This window comes from Actinoplanes sp. NPDC051537 (genome assembly GCF_055586105.1).
In genome coordinates this window covers 54,229-70,206 of the sequence record NZ_JBVJIU010000007.1, presented here as the reverse complement: position 1 = coordinate 70,206, position 15,978 = coordinate 54,229, and the positions used below count along the sequence as shown (strand labels likewise).

Below are 15,978 nucleotides of genomic sequence, written 5' to 3'. Positions count from 1 at the left end.
GAGAATAATGAATGAGCGTCCATTTTTCTAGAGGCGACCCATCAGCGGGTGTGATCGGTTCCGATCGGGGATCGTCGTTGGACACCGGCCGCGACCCGGCGCGATGCTGCTGACCATGATTGACGCGTACGACGAACCGACCGGCATCGCCCCGCGCGGCACCGTTCTGGTCGCGGCCGGGCGCGGCGAGAGCGCCGCCGCCTACGCCCGGTTCGGCCGCCGGATCGCCGCCGACGGCTACCGGGTGCGGGTGCTGCCGGACGTGACCGCCGATCTCGGCGGCAGCCTGGCCGAGGCCGGGAAGCTGCTGGTCGACGACGACCTGCCGGCCCCGCACGTGGTGGCGGGCGCGGACACCGGCGCCCTGTTCGCGCTGGCCCTCGCCGCCCGCCGGGCCCCCGGCCTGGACGCGCTGGTGCTGGCCGGCCTGCCGGTCGCCGGCGCCGAGACCCGAAGCTGGGACGAGGAGATCGAGGCCCGCACGGCCTGCCCCGCGCACCGCCGCGTTCTCGGCGCCGGCGCCGCCACGCCCGGCGCCCTGTTCGCCGCCCCGATCCCGATCGAGGTGACCGGCGACATCGCGCTCCCGACCCTGGGGATCCACGGCGACGCCGACCCGATCAGCCCGCTCGACCAGGCCCGGTCGCGCTACCCCGGCCCGCTCGTGACGATCTCCGGCGGCCGGCACGACGTGCTCAACGACCTCAGCCACCGTACGGTCGCCGCCACCGTCGTGCTGTTCCTGGAGCGCCTGCGACTCGGCCCGGACCTCCCCGAGATCGCCACGGTCGCGCGGTGATCGAGCTCGTCGAGGCCCTGGCGGCACACGCCGCGCACCACGACGAGACCGGGGCGTTCCCCCACGACGGCATCCGCCTGGTGCACGAGGCCGGCCTGCTCACCGTCACCGTCGCCGAGCGGTACGGCGGCCCGGCGGTGCGGCCGGCCGAGCTCGCCGGCATCCTGCGCGACCTCGGCCGCGGCGACCCGTCGGTGGCGCTGATCGCCTCGATGACGCAGCTGCCGCACCTGCTCCAGGCCCACCGGCCGGTCTGGCCCGAGCCGCTCTACCGCCGGATCCTCGACGAGTCGGCGGCGCGGCCGACCCTGCTCAACATCTGCCGGGTCGAGCCCGAGCTCGGCTCGCCGTCCCGGGGCGGCCGCCCGGCCAGCACCGCCCGCCGCACCGGCGACGGCTGGGCGCTGACCGGGCACAAGCGGTTCGTCACCGGCGCCGAGGGACTGGCCTACTTCCTGGTCTGGGCGGCCACCGACGAGCCCGAGCCGCGGATCGGCACGTTCGTGGTGCCGGCCGGGTCGCCGGGCATCGAGATCGTCCGGACCTGGGACCCGCTCGGGCTGCGGGCCAGCGGCAGCCATGATGTCGTGTTCTCCGAGGTGCTCATCCCGTACGACCATTTCTGGGAAGGTCAGGCCGACAGCGCCGCGCTGCATCTCCCCCTCGCCGCCATCTACCTCGGCGTGGCCCGCGCCGCCCAGGCCTATTTCCACCGCTTCGCGCGCGAGCGGGTCCCCGCCAACCTGGGCCGCCCGGTCGCCACCACCGACCGTTTCCGGGCCGCGGCCGGCGAGATCGAGACGCTGCTCAGCACCGCCGAGCACCTGCTGCTGACCGCCGAGGACCCGCTGCCGGCCCGGGTGATCGTCAACCGGCACGCGGTCGCGGCCGTCACCCTCGCCGTGCGGCTGCTCGGCAACCCGGGCCTGAGCCGCGGAAACCCGCTCGAACGGCACTTCCGGGACGTGCAGAGCGCGCTCGTGCACGCGCCGCAGGAGGACGTGTCGCTGCTGGCGATCGGGACCGCCGCCCTGCGAGAGTGACCGCCATGAAACATGCGTGGCGGATCGAGGACAGGGAATACCGGCGGCAGGAGGAACGGCGGGGGCGGCGGCACGCGTACGTCACGATCAGCCCCGGGCGGACGGCGCTGATCGTGGTCGACATGGTCCCGTTCTTCGCCGAGGAGAACGCGTACGTCCGCGGCATCGTCCCCAACATCGCCCGGCTCGCCACCGCGACGCGCGAGGCCGGCGGCCTGGTCGTCTGGGTGCTGCCCGGCGCCGGCGAGCCGTCCGCGGTGGCCGAGGAGTTCTTCGGGCCCGGCCACGCCGAGGCGTTCCGGCTCAGCGGCGGCGAGGGCGACCTGCGCGAGCGGCTGTGGCACGAGTTCGCGGTGGACGACGCCGACCTGCTCGTCGAGAAGTTCGCCACCAGCGCGTTCTTCCCCGGCCGGTCACCCCTGCCCGGCCTGCTGAGCGAGCGCGGCATCGACACCGTGCTGATCACCGGGACGGTCACCAACGTGTGCTGCGAGGCGTCCGCCCGCGACGCCGGCACGCTCGGCTACCGGGTCATCATGCTGGCCGACGCGAACGCGGCCCGGCGCGACGAGGACCACAACGCGACCCTCTACACGATCTACCGCACGTACGGCGATGTGCGCACCACCGACGAGGTGATCGGACTGCTCCAGGATTAGCGTTGCCAACTCCCCGGATTGCGCGTAACGCTGGAAGCGCAACCCTGGAGGCGGCACATGCTTCGTATGCGGATAGTGGTTGGCGCGGACGGCTCGCCGAGCTCGATCGCGGCGGTCCGATGGGCGGCGGCCGAGGCCAAGCTTCGCGACGCGGAGCTGCGGGTCGTCACGGCCTATCAGCGGCGGGCGCCGGGCCAGCAGGGCGACACCGGCGCGGCGTCCATCGTGCACGAGGCGGTGGGGCAGGCACGGTCGGTGGCGCCCGGCATCGATGTACGCGGCATCGCCCACCCCGGGTACGCGGCTCCCATGCTGCTGCACGCGGCCGAGGAGGCCGCCCTGCTCGTGGTCGGCGACCGCGCCCGCGGCAGCGTCCCCGGCCAGCCCGCCGGCTCGGTCGGCAGCCAGGTCGCCACCCAGGCCCGCACGTCGGTGGTGGTCGTCCGCGGCCGCCCCGACTGCGACACCGGCCCGGTGGTGGTCGGCATCGACGACGGCGCCGAGGCGGAGGCGATCGTCCGGCGGGCGTTCGAGGAGGCCGCGATGCGGGGCGCGCCGGTCCTCGCCGTCACCGCGGCAAGCGAGGGCCGCGACCGCCGCGCGGCGGCGAAGGAGGCCCTCGGCACCGAGCTGGACGGGCGCCTCGACCCCTGGCGGCAGAAGTTTCCGCGGGTGCACGCCGAGCACGAGTACGTCTCGGGCCGCCCCGACCAGGTGCTGGTCGACCGGTGCGAGCAGGCCCAGCTGGTGGTGGTCGGCCCGCGCCGGCACGGCTACGAGGGGGTGCTGCTCGGCGCGGTCGGCTCGAAGCTGCTGCGCCGGGCCGACTGCCCGGTGCTGATCGCCCGCTAGGCCGTCGCGAAGCACTGCGACGCGATCGCCAGCCGCAGCGCCGGGGTCCCACCCTGGGTCAGGTCGAGGGTGTAACCGTCGGGCGTGGTCGCGTGCACCCCGGTCGTCGCCGCCGAGCCCAGCGTGTAGCCGTCGCGCCGCCACTCGTCGCGGACCTTGGTGAGCGTCGCCTCGCCCTGCCCGTCGGGGACCGGCAGATCGTAAAGACCCTGCACGTAGAACGTCTCGTCCGGATCGGACAGGCGGCCGTTGTCCTCCGGGCAGCCGGTGACGTTGGTGGCGGCCCGGGCGAAGGCGGCCACCCCCGAGGCGGCGAGCGTGATCCCGGCGTACAGCTGAACCTGGTCCTTGATCGTCTTTTGCGGCATCGCCGTGCGGTCGTCGTCCCCGCCGCACCCGGCGAGCGCGAGGACCAGCAACGCGGCCGGCAGACGTCTCATGAGGGCAGCATCCCCGGTGTGCCGCCGCGTGTCCTCGCCCGGCGCAGATGAGAAGATGCCTTGCTGTGCGGGACGAACCGGCCGGGATCACGACCGCTTCCCTGGCCGCGGCACTCGCCGGCGGCTGGGACATATCGGCGCGCTCGATCCGCTATCTCCCGGTCGGCGCGGGCGGCTACCACTGGGACGCGGACGGCACGTGGTTCCTGACCGTGACCGACGCTTCGTTCGCTCCGCTCGCCCACGCCCTCCGCACCGCGCTGTCGCTGCGGCTGCCGTTCGTGGTCGCCCCGCTCCCCGATCGCGACGGCTCGCCCCTGCGGCTGCTCGCACCACCCTGGAACCTGGCCGTGTTTCCGCTGGTGGACGGGGTGGCGGGCGAGTTCGGGCGGCATCCGCCCGGCGCCGGCGCGGACGCCGTGATCGACATGCTCGCCGCGCTGCATCGCGCGCCGGCCGCGCTCGCTCCCCCGCCCGACCTGCGCCTGGCCGGCCGGTCGGAACTGGAGACCGATCGTCCGTGGGCCGGCGGGCCGTACGCCGCGCCGGCCCGCGCGCTGCTGCGCTCGCACGCCGCGACGATCGCGGCGAGGCTGGCCACCCTCGACCGCCTGGGCGCCCTCATCGCGGACGCGCCGGCGGTCGTGACGCACGGCGAGCCACACCCGGGCAACATCTTGCGTACGCCGGACGGCCCGCGCCTGATCGACTGGGACACCGTGCGGCAGGCCCCACCCGAGCGCGACCTGTGGTTCCTCGACGATCCCGGGTCGCTGGCCCGGTACGCCGCCGCGACCGGCCACCCGCCCGACCCCGGCGCGCTGGCGTTCTACCGGCTGATGTGGAACCTGGCCGACATCGCCGCCTACACCCGGGACCTGCGCCGCCCGCACACCGCGGGCGGCGACGCCGAGGCGGCGCTCCGCCACCTGCGGGCCGGCCTCGCCGATTCTCAGGCGACCGCCTGATCCTTCTCCCAGCGCAGCAGGTCGCCCGGCTGGCAGTCGAGCGCCTCGCAGAGGGCGGCGAGGGTCGCGAAGCGGACCGCCTTGGCGCGGCCGTTCTTGAGCACCGCAAGGTTGGCGGGCGTGATCCCGACGCGCTCCGCGAGCTCGCCGACGGACATCTTCCGCCGGGCGAGCATCACGTCGATGTCGACGGCGATCGGCATCAGATCACCTCGTCCAGCTCGGCCCGCAGGTGCGTCGCCTCCACGTCGCGCGCGACGGCCTGGGCGAGCAGCATGCGCAGCACCAGCACGACGAGCGCCACCCCCAGGATGGCGAGGCCGATGCCGGCCATGATGACGGTGACGCCCGGATCGTCCCGCTGGCCCGGCGCGTTGACCGCGGTGACGGCGAACCACACCAGGGCGGCCGCCACGATCGAGCCGATCACGATGTCGACGTACCGGAAGGCGGCGTGCGAGAAGACCGTCCCGCGCCGCACCATCGCCACCAGCCGCCCGACACAGACCACGGCGACCTGGACCGACACCATGCCCACGATGGTGATCACGCGCAGCGGCGTGAGCGGCAGCGACCCGCCCTCCGGGTCGGTGGCCAGCGCCCACACGAGCCCGGCCTGTATCACCACGGTGCCGGCGAGCACCACCGCGAGCACGGCGCGCAGCGCGTGCACCGTCAGCTTCCCCATGACCCATCCCCTCGATCGATTGGCGATGGGAATCTATCGAGTTTCGATAGACGACGCAAGGAGGCCACACAACCGGACATGTCATACCTCGCGGTCTTCGGCCAACTCGACCCACCGCAGGTCCGAGAGGGCTGCCGGGGTCCCCTGCTCGCCGGGCACCGTCGTCGCGTCCTGGAGCCACACCACCGCGAGCCAGGAGTTGTACATGCCCCGCGGAAGTGCGGAGTCGACCGGAGCAGACACGAACAACCCGTAACAAGTCACCGAGGGAAGCCACTGCGCCGGCCCGAACGGCAACGGCGCGTCGCCCGGTTCCTCGCGCGCGACCGGTTCGACTACGTGGACCGGGCAGTGCGGAAAGAGCCGGCTCGCCTTTCCGCCCAGCTGCTGCACGATCCGCTCGTTCATCCACGCGAACGGATACCCCTCGATCAGGCCTCGGTAGGTGGAGCTCAGATGCAGCTCGGTCAACTCGATCTCCCGGCCCGAGCCAAGCCGCACACGCGCCAAACCCATGGCGTCACGCTAGGCGTCACCGGGCCGGAGCCCGCGATGTTCCGGTTGACAGGGCGGCGCACATCGCAATACTTAACAAGGTGCTTAACCGACGGGGGAATCCATGAGCGTCGTGCACGACACGCTTGTTCTCGAGCGGCGCTTCGGCGCTACGCCGGCGCGGGTGTTCCGGGCCTTCTCGGACCCGGCAGCCAAGGCGAAGTGGTTTCCCGCCGCCCCCGCGCACTGGGTCGCCCACGGCGAGCGCACCTTCGACTTCCGGGAGGGCGGCCTGGAGGTCAGCGCCGCCGGGCCGGTGGGCGGGGAGCCCTACCGGTACGCGGCCCGCTACCACGACATCGTGCCGGACCGGCGGATCGTCATCGACTACGAGATGTCCCAGGCGGGGCGGCGGATCTCGGTCTCGGTGCAGACCGTCGAGCTGTTCCCGGACGGCGTCGGCACCCGGCTCGTGCTGACCGACCACGGTGTCTACCTGGACGGGCTCGACGTCCCGGAGCAGCGGCGCAAGGGCATCGAGCCGCAACTGGACCGGCTCGCCGAGGTGCTGGCGGCCGGCTGATCAGCAAAAGGGAAGGACACGATGAAGCTTCTGCTCACCTCCGCCGGGATCAAGAACCCGAGCATCCACGACGCGCTGGTCGGCATGCTCGGCAAGCCGATCGACCAGTGCGACGCTCTCTGCATCCCCACCGCCACCTACGGGCATCCGCACACCGACCCGACGACGGCGTGGCGCTTCGTCAGCGGCGCCGAGCCCCGCTGCCCGATGATCGAGCTCGGGTGGAGGTCCATGGGTCTGCTGGAGCTGACCGCGCTGCCCAGCCTCGGCCGGGAGCGATGGGAGCCCTGGGTGCGCGAGACCGACGTGCTGCTGGTCAACGGCGGCGACACGCTCTACCTGGCCTACTGGATGCGGCAGTCCGGTCTGGCCGACCTGCTGCCGTCGCTCGGCGACCAGGTCTGGGTGGGACTGAGCGCCGGGAGCTTGGTGATGACCCCGGCCATCGGCGACGACTTCACCCACTGGCGGTCACCCACCGGGGGCGACAGCACGCTCGGCCTCGTCGGCTTCTCGATCTTCCCGCACGTCGACCACCCGGAGATGCCGGACAACCGCATGGCCGAGGCCGAGCGGTGGGCGACGGGCATCGACGGGCCGGCCTACGCGATCGACGACGACACCGCGATCAAGGTCGTCGACGGCGAGATCGAGGTCATCTCCGAGGGCGGCTGGAAACTGCTGCGCTGATCAGGTGGGCGCGGCAGGCGCGGGCCGCGGCCGTCGGCGGGCGGTCGCGGCGGTGCAGCACGGCGATCGGCGGGTGCGGGATCGCCGGCCGGGGCGCGACCACCTCGATCGGCGGGCCGGGGCGGGTGGCGGCCGAGCGGGCCAGCAGGGCGACGCCGAGGCCGGCCGAGACGAGGTCGCGGATGCTGGCGGCGCTGTGGGTCTCGAACGGGACCCGCGGGGTGAAGCCGGTCGCGGCGGCGAGCAGGATCCGGTGCAGGCCGCTGCCGGCCGGCAGGCAGACGAACGGCTCGTCGCGCAGGTCGGCGAGCGACGACACCGGGCGGTGGCCGGGCGGGAGGGCCAGGACCAGGTGCTCCTCGGCCAGGCGGCGCGCGGTGAAGCGCGGCGGCAGATCGGCGTGCAGCGGGCCGACGACCAGGTCGGTCTCGCCCTCGTCGAGGGCCGCCAGCAGGCCCGCGACCAGGTCCGAGCGCAGGGACAGCTCGACGCCGGGGTAGCTGTCGCTGAACGACGCCAGGGCCGCGGGCAGGTCGAACGGGCCGAGCACGGCCGTCGCGCCGAGCGTGACGCGTCCGCGCAGGACGGACGTCAGCTCGGTCAGGTCGGAGCGGGCGCCGTCGAGCTCGGCGCCGATGCGGCGGGCGCGCGACAGCAGCAGCTCGCCGGCCTGGGTCAGGGTCACGCGGCGGGTGGTGCGGGCGAACAGCGCGACGCCGAGCTCCGCCTCCAGCGCGCGGATCTGGGCCGAGACCGCCGACTGCGCCAGGTGCAGATGCTCGGCGGCCCGGGTGAAGCCGCCGTGGCGGGCGACGGCCTCGAACGTGGTGAGCTGACGTAATTCCACTCATTCATCGTGCACGGCGATTAATCCGTACGCCAATCGCTGTTGGCTTCCGCCGTACCGGCGGGCGAGGCTGGGTCGCATGGAGCTACGGAATCTCGGTGGACTGACGTGCTCGGCGGTCGGGTTCGGCTGCATGGGGCTGTCCCAGGCCTACGGACCGGCCGACGAGGACGAGTCGGTGGCGGCGATCCACGCGGCGCTGGACGCGGGCGTGACCCTGCTCGACACGGCGATGAGCTACGGCTCGGGGCACAACGAACGGCTGGTGGGCCGGGCGATCGAGGGGCGGCGCGCGGAGGTCACCCTCGCGACGAAGTTCGGCATCGTCCGGGGCGACGAGGGCGTACGCCTCGACGCGCACCCGTCGCGCATCGGGGACTACTGCGAGGCGTCGCTGCGGAGACTGGGCGTCGACGTGATCGACCTGTACTACCTGCATCGGGTCGACCCGGCCGTCCCGATCGAGGACTCGGTCGGCGCGATGGCCGACCTCGTGAAGGCCGGAAAGGTTCGCCATCTCGGTCTGTCCGAGGTCGGCCCCGCCCAGATCCGGGCCGCCGCGGCGGTGCATCCGATCGCGGCGATCGAGTTCGAGTGGTCGCTGTCCTGGCGGGAGCCCGAGGACGAGGTGGTCCCGGCCGCCCGCGCCGCCGGGGCGGGCGTGGTCCCGTACAGCCCGCTCGGCCGTGGCCTGCTGACCGGGAAGCTGCCGACCGGGCCGTTCGAGCCCGGCGACTTCCGCGCCTCGGACCCGCGGTTCGCCGGCGAGGCGCTCGCGGGCAACCTGGCCCTGGCCACCGCCGTCGGCGAGGTGGCCGCGCAGCACGGCATCACGCCCGGGCAGCTGGCCTTGGCGTGGCTGCTCGCGCAGGGCCCGGACGTCGTCCCGATCCCCGGCACCCGCAACCGTTCCCGGGTCGCCGAGAACGCCGGGGCCGCCGCCGTCGAGCTCTCCCCCGCCGACCTGGCCGCGCTGGAGGCGGCCGCGCCCCGGGACGCGTGGCGGGGCGACCGGCGCTCGTTCGCGGCCCGCGGCACTACGCGGTCGTGAGCGACACCCCGGTCATCTTCTCGGAGAGCTCCCACAACTGCCGCCCGGCCGCCGGATCGAGGGCGGCCGGGGCCGGCTCGAGCACCGCCGGCTGACCCCGCAGCTCGCCCGGCCCGTCCGGGCCGATCAGCTCACCGCCCCGGGCGGCCGGGTCGGTCGCGGCGTAGAGCAGCGGCAACGCGCCCCGCGCGGGGTCCTGGGCGATCAGCGGGTTGCCGATCTTGGTGAGGAAGAACCGGTTCAGGCCGGTCGGCCCGTTCGACTGAAGGTTCGTCCGCGAGTAGCCGGGGTGGGCCAGGATGCTGCTCACCGAGCTGCCGGCGGCGGTCAGGCGGCGGTGCAGCTCGAGGCCGAAGACGGCGTTGGCCAGCTTGGACCGGTTGTAGGCGGCCTTCGGGTCGTACGGGTCCGGCTCCGCGAGGCGGCCCTTCTTGGCCAGCACCGACGTGACCGTCACGACGCGGGCGACGGGGGCGGCCTCGAGACGGGGCAGCAGCAGGAGCGTCAGGGCGAAGTGGGCCAGGTGGTTGACCGCGAACTGCATCTCGTAGCCCTGGGCGCTGCGGGCGTACGGGATCGCCATCACCCCGGCGTTGTTGACCAGCACGTCGACCGGGCCCTCGACGGCGGCCGCGAACGCGCGCACCGAGTCGAGGTCGGACAGGTCGAGACGCCGTACCTCGTGGTCGTGGCCGGAGAGATCGAGGCCGGGCAGGGCGTCGCGGACCGCGGCGCCGCGCCCCGGGTCGCGGACGGCCAGGATCACCCGGGCGCCGGCGGCGGCCAGCGCGCGTGTCACCTCGAGACCCAGCCCGCTGGTGGCGCCGGTGACCACGGCGGTGCGTCCGGCGAGGGAAGGCGTGTTCCAGCGCGTCGTCATAGGCACATCATGCTGCGCGTGGCACTGAGTGTCAACGGCGGCATGCCGTACCATCGGCGAGATGAGGCCCACTCCCACGCTCGCGGATCGCAAGCGGCAGCTCGTGGTCGACGAGCTGACCGAGGCCGCGCTGCAGACCCTCGCCATCAAGGGCTTCGACGCCACCACGGTCGACGAGATCGCGGCCGCCGCCGGTGTCTCCCGGCGCACGTTCTTCCGCTACTTCGCGTCCAAGGAGGACGTGGTCGTCCAGCTGCTGGCGAGCATCGGCGAGGTGATGTGCGCCGAGCTCGCGGCCCGCCCCGCGGGCGAGACGCCGGCCGTGGCGCTGCGGCACGCGGTGGCGGCGGCCATCGCCGACTGCGCCGGGCCGCCGGAGACCGAGGGCAGGTACGGCGGCCATGCCGAGAAGGCGCTGCGGGTGGTGCAGATGGTGATGGTGACGCCGCCGCTGCTGGCCCGGTTCCTGGAACGGCAGCAGCAGTGGCAGGACGATCTGGCCGCGCAGCTGGCCGCGCGCTACCCCGGCGACGAGCTGTTCACGTCGCTGGCCGCGGGGCTGGCGCTGAACGCGCTGCATGTGGTCGTGCGGCGCTGGGCGGAGAGCGACGGCGCCGAGGACGCGGGGGCGCTGCTCGACCGGGCGTTCCGGCAGCTGTCCCCGGCGCTCAGGCGTTGAAGGTGACGTGCTCCCACGGGATCGCCTTGTAGGCCAGGGCGATCCCGGTCCCGCCGAGCGCCGGCGGGGCGGTCAGCCAGAGCCAGAGCGGGTTCTCGGCGCCGTCGACGGCCAGCACGATGACGACCTGGACGGCGGCGATCAGGAAGAGCACGGACGCGACCTGGTAGACGCGCGGGCGGAACCGCCGCGCGACCGGGCGGCGGCCCGCCACCCGGACGCCGGGACTTTCATCGAGCATCGCCGCTCCCCTGATCAACTGGGAGCGGAGATTACAGCGTCAGACCCCGGCGCGAAAGGATCTCCAGGCGGTCGGACGCGTAACCGACCATCCAGTGTGGATCCAGGCGGTACAGCCGGACGTCCTCACCCCAGCTCAGCGGCGAGCTGTCGTAGTGGGCCGTCCAGTGCTCGAGGGTTTCCTTCCAGTCGTCGTCGCCGGGGTTGATCCGCTCGGCGCGGCCGTGGCTGAACACCCCCAGCTCCTCGCCGTCGATGTGGGCGACGCTCACCGCCGGGCGGCGTTCCAGGTGGCGGGCCTTGGCGGCGGTGCCCGAGGTGCTGAAGGTCCAGGTGGCGTGGAGGAAGTGCCCGTCCAGCGCGCTGACCCGCGGTTCGCCGCGGGCCGTCACGGTGGCGACGCTGAGCACCTTCATGCCGGTGAGCAGGCCGACCAGATCCTCGGCGGTGAGGGTCCGTCCGGCGTGCACGATTCTGCGCAGGTGGTTCGTCGCCCCCGCATGCGACCGTTCGAGCAGGCGCTGTAACGCGGCGATCTCTTCGGCGTTCTCCAGCATGAACACAACGTAGTCCCGCCACGCTTTAATGGACGGGATGACTTTGCGTGTGGTGACGGCCCTCGTCGCGATCCTGGCCGGCGCCACCGTGCCGGTCGTCCTCGGCACTCCGGCGATGGCCGACGAGAAGGCCGCGGCGAGGGTCTGCACGATCGGCGACAAGCGGATGACCGAGCTCTCCGGCCTGGCGGCGACCGGCGACGGCTACGTGACCGTCAACGACGGCTCGGACATCGCCGCCGACCGGAGGATCTTCTTCCTCGACCGGCGCTGCGCGGTCACCCGGACGGTCCCGTACCCGTCGCGGCCGCGGGACACCGAGGACCTCGGGCTCGGCCGGGACGGGACGATCTGGGTCGGCGACATCGGCGACAACGGGCGCAACCGGGACACGATCGGCCTCTGGCGGCTGGCCCCCGGCGCGCGCGGGCCGGTGCTCTACCGGCTCTCCTACCCCGACGGCGCGCACGACGCCGAGGCGCTGCTGATCACGGCGAGCGGCACGCCGGTCATCGTCACCAAGGGGCTGGCCGAGGGCAACGTGTACGTGCCGGGGGCCGCGCTCAAGGCGGGCAAGACCACGCCGTTGCGCCGGGCCGGCTCGGTGACGCTGCCGGTCACGAGCACGCCGAACCCGTTCTCCTTCGCCGGCCACCTGCTGATCACCGGTGGATCGGTGAGCCCGGACGGCCGGCGCGCTGTCCTGCGTACGTATGCGGACGCCTTTGAATTCGATGTCGAGAACGACGACCTGGTCGGGGCCATCACCCGGGGCAGGCCGCGGACGATCCCCCTGCCGGACGAGCCGCAGGGCGAGTCGGTCGCCTACACGACGGACGGAACCGCCCTGCTGACCGTCTCCGAGGGCGCCAAACCTTCCCTTCTCCGGTACGCCCTGCCGTCCGCACCGAAGCCCACCAGCCGGCCGGCCGCTCCCTCCCCGTCCCTCTCCCCCTCCGCCACCAAGCGCAACCCCGCCGCCGCGGTGCCCCTGGCCGGCCGCCGCGACCTGCCGCTCGGCGCGATCGTCACCGGGCTGGTGCTGATCCTCGCGGCGGCCGCGATCGGCGTCGTGGTGGCGGTCCGCCGGCGCTGAGCGGCGGTCCGCGACAATCACCGGCATGGAGTACTTCTTCTGGTGCCGTGACCGCCCCGGCACCCTCGATCTGCGGTGGAAGCTCGTCGAGGAGCACTGGCGCTTCATGGACGCGTACGCCGACCGGATGATCGCCCGTGGTCCCACGCTGACCCCCGACCGTTCCGCGCCGACCGGCAGCGTGCACATCGTGGACCTGCCGGACGCCGAGGCCGCCCGCCGGTTCGCGTTCGAGGAGCCGAACTACCGTGCCGGCATCTACGCGGACGTGCTGATCCGCCGCTTCGAGAACCGGTCGGGCCGCACGATGTGGCAGTTCCCCGGCACCGACGAGGAGGGCCGCTTCCTGATCCTCGGTCACGCCCGGCCGGGCGCCTCCCCGCCGGAGCCGGCCGGCGACGATCGGGTGATCGTGCAGGGCCCGCTGTACGCCGAGGACGGCACGACCTGGCTCGGCACCGCGGTCCTGGCCGAGGGGTCCGCGATCCTCGACCCGTCGCACTACGCCTCGGTCGAGACCCATCCCTGGCAGTTCGGCGGGCGCCGCTGACTCCTGTCCCGTCCGGTGTCGTCCGGGATGACTTCCGTCGATCTCGCCGATGCCGCAATCTCGAAGGACAGCCGGCGACCTACTACTCGGGGATCGTCTCGCCGGATGTTCGGGTGGGGCCGGGGCGGCGGCCCCACCCGATCGCCTCGCCGAGATCCTTGCGCAGGGCGGCGGCCAGCGGGCTTCCCATTTCCTCGTACGCGGCGAGCGCCGCCCGCAGATGCTCACCGGCCTCGTCGTCGCCGGTCGCCGCGAGACTCCGCCCGATGCCCTCGCGGGCCCGCGCCCGTTCCAGCGGGATCCGGGTGTGTCCGGAGAGGGCCAGCGCCTCCTCGTGATGCCGCAGCGCCTCCGCCGGCCGGCCCAGTGCCAGCTCCGTGCGGCCGAGGTTGTTGAGCGCCTCCTCGAGACCCGGCCGGTAGCCGAGGGTGCGCAGGGTCGCGACGGACGCGACGATCTCGGATCGGGCCTCCCCGGCCCGGCCGGCGCCGCGCAGCGCGGTGCCCAGCTCGTTGCGTGCCACCGCCTCGCCGAGGGCGTTGCCGAGGTCCCGGAACTCCCCGATCGCCTGCCGTTGCAGGCCGGCCGCCGCCGCGAACTCCCCGGCGAGGCAGCGCGCGACCCCGAGCTGGGACAGCGCGTCGGCCGACCCGAGCCGCTCCCCCAGCCCCCGGAACAGCGCCAGGGCCTGGGTCAGCGAGTCGATGGCCGCCCACGGGTCGCCGCCGAGGTACTGCGCCGCCCCGAGGTAGTTGAGCGCGGTCGCCTCGCCGAGCCGGTTCTCCAGGCCGCGGGCCAGGTCGAGGGCGCTGGTCAGTGAGGCGGCCGCGTCCTCGTACTGGGCCAGCAGGTACTGGGTCACGCCGAACTCGCTGAGCGCGATCGCCCGGGCCGGCAGATAGGTCGTGCGGCGGGAGATCGCGACGGCCCGCTCGGCGATGTCCCGGGCCGTCCGGTAGTCGCCGGCGAACCGGGAGGTGACGGCGAGCGCGTAGGTCGCCTGGGTCTCGCCGGTCGCGTCGCCCAGCTCGGCGAACCGGCGGATGGCGTCGTTCAGCGCGTCCATCGCGGCCGTGACCTGACCGTCGAAGCGCAGCGCCATGCCGAGCTGGGTCAGCGCGTCGGCCCGGTCGAGGCCGGTGGTGGCCCGGTCGGCGGACTCGCGCAGGGCGGCGATCGCGTCCGGGTACCGGTCGGCGAGGATGCCGGCCACGCCGTACTCGAGCAGGGCGGCGGCCTCGGCGCGGGGGTCGCCGGTGGCGCGGGCGGCCCGCACGGCGATCTCGTAGAGGCGCAGCGTCAGGTCCCAGGGGCCGGCCTGCCGTACGTACGGGAAGATCGCGTCGGTGAGCGCGGCGGCGGTCCCGGGGTGTCGTTCCCAGGCCTGCGCGACGGATCCGGCGATGTTGGTGATCTCGGTCCGCAGCCAGCGGGTCGCCGATTCGAGGCTGTCGATGCGCGGACCGTTCACGTCGTCTACCTCGGACGGCCGCAGAGCATAGAAGTGGCCGGCCCGGCGGGCGGTGGCCAGGAAGTACCGCAGCAGGCGTCCCTCGGCCGCCGCCCGTTCCGCCGGGTCGTCGTCGCGGCCGATCGCGTACTCGCGCACCAGGTCGTGGAAGCGGAACCGGTCCTGGCGGGCCTCGTCGAGCAGATGGTCGCGGTAGAGGTCCTCGAGCCGGGCGGCGGCCTCCTCCACGCCGGTGCCGAGGATGGCGGCGGCCGCCCAGGCGTCGAGGTCGGTGCCCGGGTGCACGGACAGGCGCCGGAAGCTCTCCCGCAGCGCGGGGCCGAGCGCGCGGTAGGAGACGTCGAGCGCGGCCCCCATCTCGCTGGTGCTGCCCATTTCCTGCAGCAGCCGCTCGACCGTCCACGACGGATGGGTGCGCAGCCGGGCCGCGACCAGCGCCACCTGCAGCGGCAGGTGCCCGCAACGGGCCACGACGGCCCGGATCTGTTCGCTCTGCTTGGCCCGGTCACCGCCAGCGATGCCGAGGAAGAGGTCGTACGCCTCCTCGGGTGTGAGCGTGCCGACCCGCACCGGCCGGGCGTGGATCATCGTCGGCATCCGGTTCCGGCTGGTGATCAGCACGAGGGCGCCCGGCGCGCTCGGGATCAGCGGCTGCACCTGCTCGGCGCCGGCCGCGTCGTCGAGCAGCAGCAGGAACCGCTTGCCGTGCGTCTGGTGCCGCCAGACGGCGGCCCGGGCGTCCACGTCGGCCGGCATCACCGCGGCCGGCACCCCGACCGCCCCGAGCAGGGCGGCGAGCGCTTCCGCGGTGGTCAGCGGCTCGCGGTCGGGCCGGTGGCCGCACAGGTTGAGGAAGAGCCGCCCGTCCGGGCAGCGGTCGCCGAGCCGATGGGCGGCGTGGATCGCGACGGCGGTCTTCCCGGCCCCGGCCATGCCGTCGATGAGGAACACGGCCGTCTTCCCGTCGTCGGCGAGCAGTTGCTCCAGCTCCGCCTGCCGCCCGACGAAGTCGGCGATGTCCGGCGGCAGCGACTCGGTCGCGAGCGTCCTTTCGTCCTCGGCCCGGCGCCGCCGCCGGTCGGCGTCGGTCAGCTCGACCAGCGCGTGCAGCTCGGCCCGCCACCACGCGGGGTCGTCCGGGACGCCGAGCGCGTTGCCGTGCGTCCGCGCATAGGCGACGCAGGTCTCGACGTAGGGACGGACGAAGTCCCACTGCGGGGGCTCCTTCACGTCCCCGTTCAGGACGGCGTACAGCTGGCTGCGCGCGAGCGGGATCGCGTCGTTGCGGGCGAGCGAGTCGATCGTCGGCCCCCCGGCCTCGAGGCGCAGCCGCCTGAGCCGCAGGCAGAACGACCGGAGGGCCTCCGTCGTAGCCACCATGCATCCATCG

The 15,978-nt window shown here is 73.7% G+C and carries 20 protein-coding genes; 11 read left to right on the top strand and 9 right to left on the bottom strand.

Features of this window, described 5'->3' with window-relative positions; genetic code table 11:
- The first annotated feature begins 115 nt into the window (after positions 1-115).
- From ACZ6TB_RS18045 to ACZ6TB_RS18030, 4 genes are all read left to right on the top strand, one after another.
- Complete coding sequence (locus tag ACZ6TB_RS18045; protein ID WP_465555640.1) at positions 116-799, top strand: alpha/beta hydrolase; 684 nt, start codon at positions 116-118, stop codon at positions 797-799.
- Positions 796-1,842, top strand: a complete 1,047-nt coding sequence (locus ACZ6TB_RS18040; RefSeq protein WP_465555639.1) for an acyl-CoA dehydrogenase family protein — start codon at positions 796-798, stop codon at positions 1,840-1,842. Before ACZ6TB_RS18045 ends, ACZ6TB_RS18040 begins: the two co-directional genes overlap by 4 nt.
- Positions 1,843-1,847: 5 nt before the next feature.
- The gene (locus ACZ6TB_RS18035; protein WP_465555638.1) at positions 1,848-2,501 is read left to right on the top strand and encodes an isochorismatase family protein; all 654 of its coding nucleotides are present in this window, start codon (positions 1,848-1,850) and stop codon (positions 2,499-2,501) included.
- 66 nt (positions 2,502-2,567) lie between these two features.
- Entirely contained in the window at positions 2,568-3,353 is a 786-nt protein-coding gene (locus tag ACZ6TB_RS18030) for a universal stress protein (protein WP_465555637.1), read from the top strand.
- Here the strand turns inward: ACZ6TB_RS18030 and ACZ6TB_RS18025 are convergent.
- Positions 3,350-3,793, bottom strand: a complete 444-nt coding sequence (locus ACZ6TB_RS18025) for a hypothetical protein (protein WP_465555636.1) — start codon at positions 3,791-3,793, stop codon at positions 3,350-3,352. The two genes, ACZ6TB_RS18030 and ACZ6TB_RS18025, sit on opposite strands and share 4 nt — an antisense overlap.
- Positions 3,794-3,858: 65 nt before the next feature.
- On the opposite strand from ACZ6TB_RS18025, the gene ACZ6TB_RS18020 reads away from it, so the two are divergent.
- Entirely contained in the window at positions 3,859-4,761 is a 903-nt protein-coding gene (locus ACZ6TB_RS18020) for a phosphotransferase (protein ID WP_465555635.1), read from the top strand.
- Here the strand turns inward: ACZ6TB_RS18020 and ACZ6TB_RS18015 are convergent.
- From ACZ6TB_RS18015 to ACZ6TB_RS18005, 3 genes are all read right to left on the bottom strand, one after another.
- Positions 4,746-4,964: a helix-turn-helix domain-containing protein gene (locus ACZ6TB_RS18015; RefSeq protein WP_465555634.1), complete on the bottom strand. Its 219-nt coding sequence runs from the start codon at positions 4,962-4,964 to the stop codon at positions 4,746-4,748. The two genes, ACZ6TB_RS18020 and ACZ6TB_RS18015, sit on opposite strands and share 16 nt — an antisense overlap.
- Positions 4,964-5,449, bottom strand: coding sequence for a DUF2975 domain-containing protein (locus ACZ6TB_RS18010; protein ID WP_465555633.1), 486 nt, complete (start codon positions 5,447-5,449; stop codon positions 4,964-4,966). Before ACZ6TB_RS18010 ends, ACZ6TB_RS18015 begins: the two co-directional genes overlap by 1 nt.
- 81 nt (positions 5,450-5,530) lie before the next feature.
- Entirely contained in the window at positions 5,531-5,965 is a 435-nt protein-coding gene (locus ACZ6TB_RS18005) for a hypothetical protein (RefSeq protein WP_465555632.1), read from the bottom strand.
- A gap of 103 nt (positions 5,966-6,068) precedes the next feature.
- On the opposite strand from ACZ6TB_RS18005, the gene ACZ6TB_RS18000 reads away from it, so the two are divergent.
- The gene (locus ACZ6TB_RS18000; protein ID WP_465555631.1) at positions 6,069-6,527 is read left to right on the top strand and encodes an SRPBCC family protein; all 459 of its coding nucleotides are present in this window, start codon (positions 6,069-6,071) and stop codon (positions 6,525-6,527) included.
- Positions 6,528-6,548: 21 nt separating this feature from the next.
- Complete coding sequence (locus ACZ6TB_RS17995; RefSeq protein ID WP_465555630.1) at positions 6,549-7,217, top strand: Type 1 glutamine amidotransferase-like domain-containing protein; 669 nt, start codon at positions 6,549-6,551, stop codon at positions 7,215-7,217.
- Here the strand turns inward: ACZ6TB_RS17995 and ACZ6TB_RS17990 are convergent.
- A complete protein-coding gene (locus tag ACZ6TB_RS17990; protein WP_465555629.1) occupies positions 7,183-8,064 on the bottom strand; it encodes a LysR family transcriptional regulator in 882 nt (293 codons plus the stop codon). The two genes, ACZ6TB_RS17995 and ACZ6TB_RS17990, sit on opposite strands and share 35 nt — an antisense overlap.
- A 79-nt stretch (positions 8,065-8,143) precedes the next feature.
- On the opposite strand from ACZ6TB_RS17990, the gene ACZ6TB_RS17985 reads away from it, so the two are divergent.
- Positions 8,144-9,115: an aldo/keto reductase gene (locus ACZ6TB_RS17985; protein WP_465555628.1), complete on the top strand. Its 972-nt coding sequence runs from the start codon at positions 8,144-8,146 to the stop codon at positions 9,113-9,115.
- On the opposite strand, the gene ACZ6TB_RS17980 is transcribed toward ACZ6TB_RS17985, so the two are convergent.
- Positions 9,102-9,995 (bottom strand): oxidoreductase, encoded by an 894-nt coding sequence (locus ACZ6TB_RS17980; RefSeq protein ID WP_465555627.1) that lies wholly within the window; start codon positions 9,993-9,995, stop codon positions 9,102-9,104. The two genes, ACZ6TB_RS17985 and ACZ6TB_RS17980, sit on opposite strands and share 14 nt — an antisense overlap.
- A gap of 61 nt (positions 9,996-10,056) precedes the next feature.
- Here ACZ6TB_RS17980 and ACZ6TB_RS17975 point away from each other — a divergent pair, with 61 nt between their 5' ends.
- Complete coding sequence (locus ACZ6TB_RS17975; protein WP_465555626.1) at positions 10,057-10,674, top strand: TetR family transcriptional regulator; 618 nt, start codon at positions 10,057-10,059, stop codon at positions 10,672-10,674.
- Here the strand turns inward: ACZ6TB_RS17975 and ACZ6TB_RS17970 are convergent.
- Positions 10,664-10,915 carry a hypothetical protein gene (locus ACZ6TB_RS17970; protein WP_465555625.1) on the bottom strand — a complete coding sequence of 84 codons (252 nt, stop codon included), beginning with the start codon at positions 10,913-10,915 and terminating at the stop codon, positions 10,664-10,666. The genes ACZ6TB_RS17975 and ACZ6TB_RS17970 overlap by 11 nt on opposite strands.
- A gap of 31 nt (positions 10,916-10,946) precedes the next feature.
- Complete coding sequence (locus ACZ6TB_RS17965; RefSeq protein ID WP_465555624.1) at positions 10,947-11,471, bottom strand: pyridoxamine 5'-phosphate oxidase family protein; 525 nt, start codon at positions 11,469-11,471, stop codon at positions 10,947-10,949.
- Positions 11,472-11,508: 37 nt separating this feature from the next.
- On the opposite strand from ACZ6TB_RS17965, the gene ACZ6TB_RS17960 reads away from it, so the two are divergent.
- On the top strand, positions 11,509-12,567 hold the full coding sequence (locus tag ACZ6TB_RS17960; protein ID WP_465555623.1) for a hypothetical protein: 1,059 nt from the start codon (positions 11,509-11,511) through the stop codon (positions 12,565-12,567).
- A gap of 25 nt (positions 12,568-12,592) precedes the next feature.
- Positions 12,593-13,117: a YciI family protein gene (locus ACZ6TB_RS17955; RefSeq protein WP_465555622.1), complete on the top strand. Its 525-nt coding sequence runs from the start codon at positions 12,593-12,595 to the stop codon at positions 13,115-13,117.
- Between the two features lie 82 nt (positions 13,118-13,199).
- On the opposite strand, the gene ACZ6TB_RS17950 is transcribed toward ACZ6TB_RS17955, so the two are convergent.
- On the bottom strand, positions 13,200-15,968 hold the full coding sequence (locus tag ACZ6TB_RS17950) for an ATP-binding protein (protein ID WP_465555621.1): 2,769 nt from the start codon (positions 15,966-15,968) through the stop codon (positions 13,200-13,202).
- Positions 15,969-15,978 lie beyond the last annotated feature (10 nt).